The sequence below is a fragment of the Allomesorhizobium camelthorni genome (genome assembly GCF_011045125.1).
GTDB classification, from domain to species: domain Bacteria; phylum Pseudomonadota; class Alphaproteobacteria; order Rhizobiales; family Rhizobiaceae; genus Allomesorhizobium; species Allomesorhizobium camelthorni.
In genome coordinates, this window is the sequence record NZ_JAAKZF010000128.1 from 1 (window position 1) to 9,679 (window position 9,679).

6 protein-coding genes are annotated in these 9,679 nt (G+C 62.4%); all 6 read left to right on the forward strand.

Annotated elements, in window-relative coordinates; genetic code table 11:
• Window positions 1-502 precede the first annotated feature (502 nt).
• The 6 genes from G6N73_RS32830 (at window position 503) to G6N73_RS32855 (ending at window position 9,557) form a co-directional block, all read left to right on the forward strand.
• Window positions 503-2,338: a hypothetical protein gene (locus G6N73_RS32830; protein WP_165034096.1), complete on the forward strand. Its 1,836-nt coding sequence runs from the start codon at window positions 503-505 to the stop codon at window positions 2,336-2,338.
• A gap of 127 nt (window positions 2,339-2,465) precedes the next feature.
• Window positions 2,466-4,478 carry a type I secretion protein gene (locus G6N73_RS32835; protein ID WP_165034097.1) on the forward strand — a complete coding sequence of 671 codons (2,013 nt, stop codon included), beginning with the start codon at window positions 2,466-2,468 and terminating at the stop codon, window positions 4,476-4,478.
• Window positions 4,479-4,961: 483 nt separating this feature from the next.
• Window positions 4,962-7,214 (forward strand): type I secretion system permease/ATPase, encoded by a 2,253-nt coding sequence (locus G6N73_RS32840; RefSeq protein ID WP_165034101.1) that lies wholly within the window; start codon window positions 4,962-4,964, stop codon window positions 7,212-7,214.
• A 17-nt stretch (window positions 7,215-7,231) separates the two neighbouring features.
• Entirely contained in the window at window positions 7,232-8,569 is a 1,338-nt protein-coding gene (locus G6N73_RS32845; RefSeq protein WP_165034098.1) for an HlyD family type I secretion periplasmic adaptor subunit, read from the forward strand.
• Between the two features lie 533 nt (window positions 8,570-9,102).
• The gene (locus G6N73_RS32850) at window positions 9,103-9,309 is read left to right on the forward strand and encodes a hypothetical protein (RefSeq protein ID WP_165034099.1); all 207 of its coding nucleotides are present in this window, start codon (window positions 9,103-9,105) and stop codon (window positions 9,307-9,309) included.
• Between the two features lie 74 nt (window positions 9,310-9,383).
• Complete coding sequence (locus tag G6N73_RS32855; RefSeq protein WP_165034100.1) at window positions 9,384-9,557, forward strand: hypothetical protein; 174 nt, start codon at window positions 9,384-9,386, stop codon at window positions 9,555-9,557.
• The last annotated feature ends 122 nt before the right edge of the window (window positions 9,558-9,679 follow it).

Here is a 9,679-nt window from a genome sequence, read left to right on the forward strand (position 1 = left end):
GTTTGAGGCGTCACTCCCGCCAACCGGGTCTGCAATCGGACGGCGACCTTTGCTTCACCGGCCGGCGTGATCGCTTCATCGCATAGCCCGAAAGGCAGGCGCTCCCGCAGCCGAAACCCGTAACCTCGCCAGCAAGAGCGGGCCCCAAAGGACTTAGAACGAGTAGCTCGAATTGACAGCTATTCAATCGGACCCGTCAGGCACACAGTTTTGGCCTGGGCGCGGGCTGAGCTGCTCCGGGGGATAGCGGTACTGCTTATACCGCGTGTGTAGCTCAGACGGAGGCGTACGGCGCCGTGTGTCAATGTGTGGAATGGGACCGCACGCCTCCGTTCGCGCCCAGAGTTGGAATCCGGCTGCTCCAGGGTACCGGGATCCAACGGCATGTACCGGCAATGGAACTAGCATAGCAGTCAATCTCAACCGTCCGTTGGCAGCACAAAACCCCGTAACAGATGAATGGTGGTTAGCTGGCTGCGGCACAAACTAGAGGACAAGTGTAATGTCTAGCAAACAGCAGCAGGGTATCATCGGGTTGCCGTGGGACCCCAATAGCCAGGATCAGGAGCAGGATCAGGCACAGTTCGAGGCTCAGCTCCAGGGGCAAGCCCAGTTGGAGGCTCAGCTTCAGGGTCAGGGTCAAGGGCAGGGTCAGGGTCAGGGCCAAGCACAGGACCAGGGTCAGGGCCAGGATCAGTATCAGGAAAGCGTGTCTTACAACGGCAACGCCAACGGAAACGCCAACGGCAACGCCAATGGTAACGGCAACCTGAACCTGAATGGCAATGCGAATTCCAACGCCAACGCCAACGCCAATTCCAACACCAACACATCCACGACGACTGTCGACGTGAGTGTGGGCCTGAACCTGGAAGGCTGGCAGCCATCCGACGACGACTTCGCCGACATCGACGTCTACGACAATTCGTCGGTCGGCAATCTGTTCGTCAATCGCGACGGCGAGATCCACTACAATCCCGGTGACGACATCAGCTTTGACGACATCCTGAACGGAGCCCTGAACGGAGCCGGAAACGACAGCGCGTTCATCCAGAACCAGGTCGCCGACCTCGAAGACAATGATACGCTCGAAAGCGCCTGGGTCCAAAACAACGCCGACTTCAACCAGAATGGCGACGCCAATGGCGGCGTAGCTTACGCTGACGAAGGCATCGATGCCGGCGGCGGCGGCGGCGGCGGCGGCTACGCCAAGGCAAACGGCGGCGACGGAGCTGCCGGCGGCAACGCCACGGGTGGCCAGGGCATCGGCGGCCAGGGTATCGGCGGCGCGGCCAACAGTGCAGCGCTCGGCGGCATTGGCGTCGGCGGTTTGGCGGCTGGTGGTGCGGCTACTGGCGGTAGCGCCACGGGCGGCGCCGGAGCAGCCGGCGGCTCAGGCACCGGCCTCGGCGTCGGACTTGGCGGTCTCGGCGTTGGCGTCGGCACTGGCGGCGATGGCGGCACGACCGGTGACGGCGGCGCTGGCGGAGCAGGCGGCGCAGGCTCAGGCGGAGCAGGTGGCGACGGAACAGGCGGTGCAGGCGGCTCAGGAACAGCCGGCGATGCAGGCGACGGCACCGGCGGAGCCGGTGGAACCGGTGGCGCAGGCGGCGATGCCGGCGCGATCGCGGTGGCCGCGGCCGTTCCCGTTATCCCCATCCTTTCGTCGGCTGATGCCGCGGCGTTGGCCGTAGGCGCGGCGGCGGGCGGCGCAGGTGGCGCAGGCGGCGCAGGCGGCAACGGGCCTGGCGGCGATGCCGGCGCAGGCACGGGTGGCGCAGGCGGAACCGGCACTGGTGGCGCTGGTGGCGCAGGCAGCGGCGGCGCTGGTGGAGCCGGTGGCTCGAGCGGCGATGCTGATGGCGGCCTCGGCGCTGGCCTAGGCGTCGGCGTCGGTACCGGTATCGGCCTTGGCGCAGGCATTGGCGGCGACGGCGGTGCTGGCGGCGCGGCCACGGTCGGCGCGGCCAACGGCGGCGACGCCACGGGCGGTGCAGGCACCGGCGGCAACGCGTTGAGCGCTGCCCTGGGCGGCGACGGAAACGGCGGCGGCGCGATTGGCGGCTTCGCCTTCGGCGGCGACGGCGGCAATGGCGGCAATGGCGGCATCGCGACGACTGGTTTCGGCGGCGCCGGCGGTGCTGGCGGACAGTGGGGCTCCGGAAACGGCGATGACGGCATCGTCAACGGTATTTCCGAAGCTCACGCCGAAGCGGCGATCGATCTGACCGCCTTCAACCAGAGTATCGTGATGGGCGCCAACCTGCAGGGCAACACGATCGACATGACCGTGGTCGGTGGCGATCTCACCAGCACGTTCACCGGCGAAGACGTTTAAGCACAGTCCTCCGCTTTCGCGGACTTCAATCTGGATCTGCGCGGGGATCATCCCCGCGCAGATTTCCGAAAGGGGCAAAAGCTAACCAGGCCTGGGCGGGCCTGAAGTCAAGAAGGAGGCGATCCCCGTGCTTATGGATAAGATCACCGAAACCATCGCCCATTTCATCGGACTTTTTGGAATTGCCATCGAGGAAGCGCGTTTACGCAAGGACTACGATGAGTTTCAGGCGCAGCGCGCCCTGGAGCGCGAGCAGCCTGATCTCATCAACGTCACGGTCGAGGGCCGCGCTCCGTACGATCTCATTGGCATGGATCCGGGCCTGCTCTACCAGCCGCTCGTGCCTGGCCTGGTCCCGGAGACCGCATGGTCCAACGTCGACTACAGGCCTCCCCAGATTCCTGAACTGGCGGCGGCATTTCCCGGCAATCAGGCTGCTCTTATTCCAGGAATAGGCCTTCTAGGCCTTCGCGGCGGCGCGTCTTCGCACCACCCTGGACTGCAGATCGAGCCGCCGGGCTCGATCGCCGTTCGCATCAATCAGGAGATCAGGCTTTCCGACAACGACTATGTTGGCGCAGGCGGGCATGGTTTGAAATTCAGTCCGACCACCGATCACGGCGCCGAGATGGCGGCGCTTCTGCACGGTGCGGCGCGGCATGCGCCATTCGCCAACCTGGACGCGCCGGGCTCCGTCGAGGAAATCGAGGACTTCCTCCTTCAAGCCGGACCGGCCCTGACGACCTTCGCGAAAGGATACGATGAGGCAGATGACGACGCTTTCGTTGTGTCGCAGGAGGTGATCGAAGGTTCGTTCGTCAACGGAACGCCTGCAACGGAACTCCCCATACTGGCAGATCACCTTCCCGATGAGGAAGAAGACGAGGCGAACGAGCCCGATCCGGTCGATTCCGTGAGTGGGACCGGGGCCGTAGAAACGGAAGCGTCCGTCGATCTGGTGGCCGGCTCCAACACGATGGTCAATTCCGCGGTCCTCACCAACAGCTGGCTGGGCGGCGCAGTCATGGCGGCCGTCGGGGATTGCGTGGAGATCAACGCCATCGTGCAGGTCAATGCCTGGAGCGATAGCGACGCCATCGGCTCCAGTGTCAGCGGCTGGAAGTTCGATCCCGCCGAAGCAACCAAGGCATTCAACATTGCGATGTTCGCGCGGGTTGATCCGGCAGCGGGAAAAGGAGTGCCAGGCGACGGCGTATCAGCAGGTGATTTCCCCAAGCATTGGGCCGTCACGAAGATAGACGGCGACCTGATCTCGATGAACTGGATCGAACAGTTCAGTTTCGTGACCGACAACGACATTCATGTCCTGTCCTCCTCAGGCGTCACCACCATGGTAACGACCGGCGGCAACACGACGCTCAACGACGTCTCGCTCGCCGAATTGGGGTTGTACTACGACCTTATCATTGTTGGCGGAAACATTTACGACGGCAACTTCATCCATCAGATGAACGTGCTTCTCGACAACGACCTGGTTGGCGGAGTCAAAGGTTTCGGGACGACTGGTGAGGCATCGCTGTCCACCAGCGGAAATCTGCTTTGGAATCATGCCGAGATCGTCACCGTCGGCGGGACGGGCGGTTTCGCAGCCCTACCGGCGCATTACAAGCAAGCGGCGGAAAATTTCGGGGCCGGCCGCAATGACCTGCCCAGTGATATTCTGCGCGACCCAGCCTTTGAAGGTCTGGCGGGTCTCAAGGTCCTCTACGTCTCCGGAAGCATTTTCGATCTGCAATACGTCAAGCAGACGAACATCCTGGGCGATTCCGACCAGGTAGCGATGGCGCTCAACGGCATCGACGACAGCTTCCCAAATGCCAACTGGGCCATATCGACCGGCTCCAATGCGCTGATCAACGCCGCCCAAATTGTCGACGTCGATTTGACCGGAAAGACCTATGTCGGCGCGAACCATTACTCCGACGAGATCCTGATCCAGGCGGAATTCGTCTCCGCAAATCCCGATCTGGGCGGCAAGGACCCCGACGCTCTGGTCAATGAGGCGATCGCCTTCCTTGATGACGATATCGCAGGTCCAGGCGACGACCATACCGCGTCCGTCCTTCAGCCCAGTCACGATGCTTCGCACGCGGACCTCATGCAGACGATGCTTGCGTGAGTGCGAAACCACCGAGGAAATAATATGAAGATTGATCGTGCCAGCACCTGGCGACCTTTCGTTGACCAAAAAGGCGAGCGTGGCTTTACCAGATCGGCAGAAATGGATCCGGTGAGCGGGCTTGCGCAGATGCTTGACGAACAGGGCAAAGTCGTCGACCGCTCCGCGGCCGCGCTGGAACGCGTGATCAGCCAGCTGCACGAAGACGCCGGGGCTGGTTCAGCCGGCCCGGCATCCTCCGCCGGCGAACTGTCTGCTGAGGCGCGCGGTGAGGAGCGCCACCCCAGCAGCCCGCCGCTCGAGCAGCCGATTGTGTCCGAGGCAACGGCAAGTCCGAAACTGGAGCATCGAGGCAAAAACGGCGAACCGGAGAATCCCAAAACCGAGACTGCAAAGGCCGGGGCAGACGTAAGCACGATCGAGCAAACCGGAGTGCGGCCGGCCGAGCCATCAGAACGCGCCGAAAAAGTGTCGGAGGTCGCGATGCCAACGACCGAAGTCAGCCTTGCTGAGGCCGACTGGACCGAAGCCGCTAAGGCGGACAGCGCGGTGGTGGAACCGGAGGCGCCGGCGATCGAGCACTTGCGTCTCGAAGGCCCGCTGCCCGAACAACAGGTGGCCGTCGAGGCGGCCGCCCGAACCGATCTAATGGCGTCGGGCGAAATCGGTGAGGCGGCGTCCGGCAAGGCGACGGCTCCAGACGCGCAGGGTTCAGAGGCGGCGCCGGCGCTGCCACGCGCCGAGATGGAGAGCCTGCCGCCCGCCCAATCCCTGCCTGACGAAATGGCGCAACCTGTCGCTTCTGCCCCGGTCACGGATCGCGTGGAGCCTCGCCAACGGGACGCTCCGGAAGCAAAAATCACCCCCGCGGCGCCAGGCGGATTGACGATCGAGGGCGATCGCGAGCCGATCAAGGTGGAAAACCGATCGCCCAACGGTGGCGGTGTGAACAACGCGAACAATGGCGGCGGTGGTGGTGGAGGTGGAAGCGGCGGCGGACAATTCCACCGGCGGTTGGGCCCGATCAACTTCGCCCAGAACCTCCAGGCGGGACTGCGCGCGGTCAAGTCGAACCTGCTTGTCGTGATGATCTTTACCGTCGCCTCCAATATCCTGGTGCTCGCGATCCCGATCTATCTCTTCCAGATTTCCGATCGCGTGCTGACCAGCCGGTCGCTCGACACGTTGATCATGCTGACTGTCGTCATCGTGGGGGCGGTCCTGCTCCAGGCCATGCTCGACGCCATTCGACGATTCATCCTCATGCGAACAGCCGTCGAGGTCGCCGCCCAGCTCGGCACCCCGATCCTGAGCGCGGCGGCTCGAGCCTCGCTTCACAGCAACGGCCGCGAATACCAGACGCTCGGTGATCTTCAACAGCTTCGTTCGTTCCTGGTGTCGGGGACATTGCTGGCGGTTCTCGACGCGCCGATGGCGCCGTTCTTCATCCTGGCGGTGTTTCTGGTGCATCCGCATCTGGGCTTCATCGTTGTCGGCTCAGCTCTCGCCCTGCTGGTGATCGCCAGGATCAACCAGACAGCGACAGCCGCGCCCTTTGGCGAGGCCAATGTCCATCAAAGCAAGGCGAACCTTCACCTCGATTCAATGTCGCGTAATTCGCAAATCATCAACGCACTGGCCATGATCCCCGAGGCGGTGAAAATCTGGGGGAGGGATACCGCCGGATCGCTCAAGGCCCAAGTTATCGCTCAGGACCGCAATATCGTTTCGGCTGCCACGTCGAAAGCTACGCGGCTTTTGACACAGGTGGCCATGCTGGGCTGGGGCGCTTATCTGGCCATCGAAGGCGAAATCACCGGCGGCATGGTGATCGCCGCCTCGATCATCGCCGGCCGCGCCCTTGCGCCCATCGAAGGCGCCATCGAAGGCTGGAACCAGGTGGTGCAGTCGCGAGCCGCCTATGGGCGTATCGCGGCGCTGCTTCAGTCGTCGCCGCTCAATTTCGAACGCCTGAACCTGCCGCGCCCGGAAGGCAGGCTCGATGTAGAGCGATTGCTGTTCGTGCCTCAGGGGACGAAGCGGGTGGTGCTGAACGGGATCACCTTCTCGCTCTCGCCCGGCGATTCCTTGGCGGTCATCGGCAATTCGGGCGCCGGCAAGACCACGCTGGGAAAGATGCTCGTTGGCTCGATCCTGCCGACCTCGGGAAATGTGCGCCTCGACCTGATGGACCTGCGCAACTGGGATCAGCGGCAGTTCGGCGAAAACATCGGCTACCTTCCCCAGGATGTGCAGCTGTTCCCGGCAACCATCAAGGCCAATATCGCGCGCATGCGCGACGACGCGAGCGACGCCGACATTTATCAGGCCGCGATGCTTGCCGATGTCCATGAGATGATCGCCACTTTCCCGCAAGGCTATGAAACCTTCGTCGCGGGCGATGGTGCCCCCCTGTCGGGCGGCCAAAAGCAGCGCATCGCGCTTGCCCGCGCGTTCTTCGGCAATCCGCGGATGGTCATCCTCGACGAGCCGAACTCCAATCTGGACAGCGCCGGCGACGCCGCGCTCGCCCGCGCCCTGGCTCATGCCAAGCGCGAAAAGATAACCGTCATCACAATTACGCAGAGACCCGCGCTTTTGCGGAGCGTCGACAAGATCCTCCTGCTTACCAACGGAACCGTATCCATGTTCGGTCAACGCCAGGAAGTCCTGCAGGCGCTGGCGGCGCGGGGCATGGCGCCGCCCGGGGCCAGCGGCCCCCTGTCGATGCAATGAAACCGAACGGGTGAAAGATGAGCGCTGTCGCCACACATCATGACGCCGAATGGTATTCGGATGTTCCCCGCTCCATCCTGAAGCAAACGGTTGCCGGACTTGTCCTGCTCGGGCTGAGCTTCGGCGGGTTCGGGGTGTGGGCCATGACGGCGCCGCTGGCCGCGGCGGTGATAGCGCAAGGCAGCTTCGTGGCGACCGGCCAGAATAAGATCGTGCAGCATCTTGAAGGCGGCCTGATCAGCGAACTGCTGGTCAGCGAGGGCGACTACGTGGAGGTCAACCAGCCTTTGGTCAAGCTTGACGAGACTGCGGCGCGGGTCAACGAACGTCAGTTCTTCTTGCGCCGCGTCCGGCTCGAGGGCATCGTGGCGCGCTTGTCGGCGGAAGCCGCGGGACTGACCGAGGTCAAGTTTCCCGAAGTTATTCTCAAGAACCGGAAGGACGACGACGTGGCCGCGATAATGGCCAGCCAGGAGCTCAATTTCCAGGCGTCGCGGAGCAAGCTCGACAGTGAAATCGGGCTGCTGACGCAAAACATCAAGGCGCTCGAGTTCCGGGCGAACGGCTATCAGCGGGAACTGGAGTCCATGGGACGCCAACTCGCCTTTCTTCAGGAAGAATACGAGGGAAAGAAAATCCTTGAGGAAAAAGGGCTTCTGCGCAAGACCGAGATCAAGGCCATACAGCGGGCCATGGCCGATGCGGAGGGGCAGATGGGCAAGCTCACCGCGGAAGTGTCCGAAACCGGCGCCCAGATCGAAAAACACCACCAGCAGATGGAGCAGACCTTCGCCGCCTACAAACAGGCCGCGCTCGACGAACTGCAAAGCGTCGAGGCCGAACTCGACAGCGTCAGGCAACAGTCGCGCGAGGCGGAAAACGTGCTTGGCCGAACGACTCTTCACGCGCCGGTTTCGGGCACCGTCGTGCGGATGTACTACCATACTTCCGGCGGCGTCATAGAAAGCGGAAAGAGCATAATGGAAATCCTTCCCGCCGATGTGCCGCTCATCATCGAAACGCAGGTTCCGCGTACCGAGATCGACAATGTCAGGATCGGGCAAAAAGCCACGGTCCGGCTGACAGCGCTCAATTTGCGCACGACCCCGGTGCTGAATGGAGAAGTCTACTACGTTTCCGCGGACGCTCTGCCCGATCCCGCTGGCGATGCGAAGCGGGAAGTCTATCTGGCCCGCGTCAATCTTCCGGTCAGCGAATTGTCGAGGGTACCCGGATTTGCGCCGACGCCGGGCATGCCCGTCGAAATCATGATCCAGACCGCCGAGCGCACCTTCTTCTCCTATCTCGCCAAGCCGATCACCGACAGCATGTCGCGCGCTTTCCTTGAGCAGTAGCCTTTCCCAAGGCTATCTTGCTGCATCCGTAAGGTGCGTGATGGTGCAAAGTTTCGCTGTAACCGATGACGAGCGATGCATTGTGAGTCATGTCAGCCAGACGGCCAAAGAGGTAACGTATTTTCTGTGGGCATCGGGAGTAAAAGCGGTGCTCGTTCAGGAAGCGGGGACGGCTTGAAATCAATGGCGTGTCCACCTCCTCGCAACCCGTGCCGGGGTTGGGGACGTGCTATTCTAACTCCGAGCGCTCAAAGGCGTGTCAAACTAGCAGCTACGGGACCGGTTCCTGTACCGCTCTTCTGGTCGAACGAACCAAACCCTAGACGTGCCTTAAGAAGAGCTAGCCGCACCGAGCAAGCTTTGACAAAGGCACTATCTGAAGTTCGAAAACGCGGCCTTCGAGGCGCATACATCGCCCTTCAGAACGATGCCGTATGGGAGCAGACGCACGGCACGCCAGTCGACTAAAAGGCCAAGCCATGCGCCCATCGCAGCCAGTGCCTAGCCCGCCGCCTGGGCCGAAAGGAACCACGATGAGCGATACCCCTATGCTGGTCACCGGCTTCGCCCTCGATATGGCCATGTCCGAAGATGGCGGGACCATGGTTGCCTTTCTCACCCTTCAGACAGGCGAACTGACCTTCGAGTTTGCCATCAACGAGGAAGGCGTCCAATCGATGGTCGAGAGCCTGCAGCAGTTCCTCGACATGGTACAGTCGAGGGGTGGCCGGGCCAACTGATCAAGGAGAGAGCCTGGCAATGGACAACCGGCGCGACGGTGGCATATAGGCACGCCGTGGCAATGGGGACCTATATGCGCGAACAACTATCAGCACTCATGAAGCGGCTCAAAGACGAACAGCAGTGGCTGCTCTTCGCTGCCGCGGAATCTACGACGCTGCCAAGCCTCAGCACGATTCAGCGCGTGGCCGATCTTGAGCTCAACATCGCCGCGATCGAGAACACATTAGCCGAATTGCCGACCTGATATGGTTGCGCGGGCAGGATTCGAACCCGCGGCCTCCAGCTTTTGAGGCTGGCGAGCTACCAGGCTGCTCTACCGCGACTAAATGTTGGCTGAAGAACCTTGGGTTCCTGTTCAATTGAGAC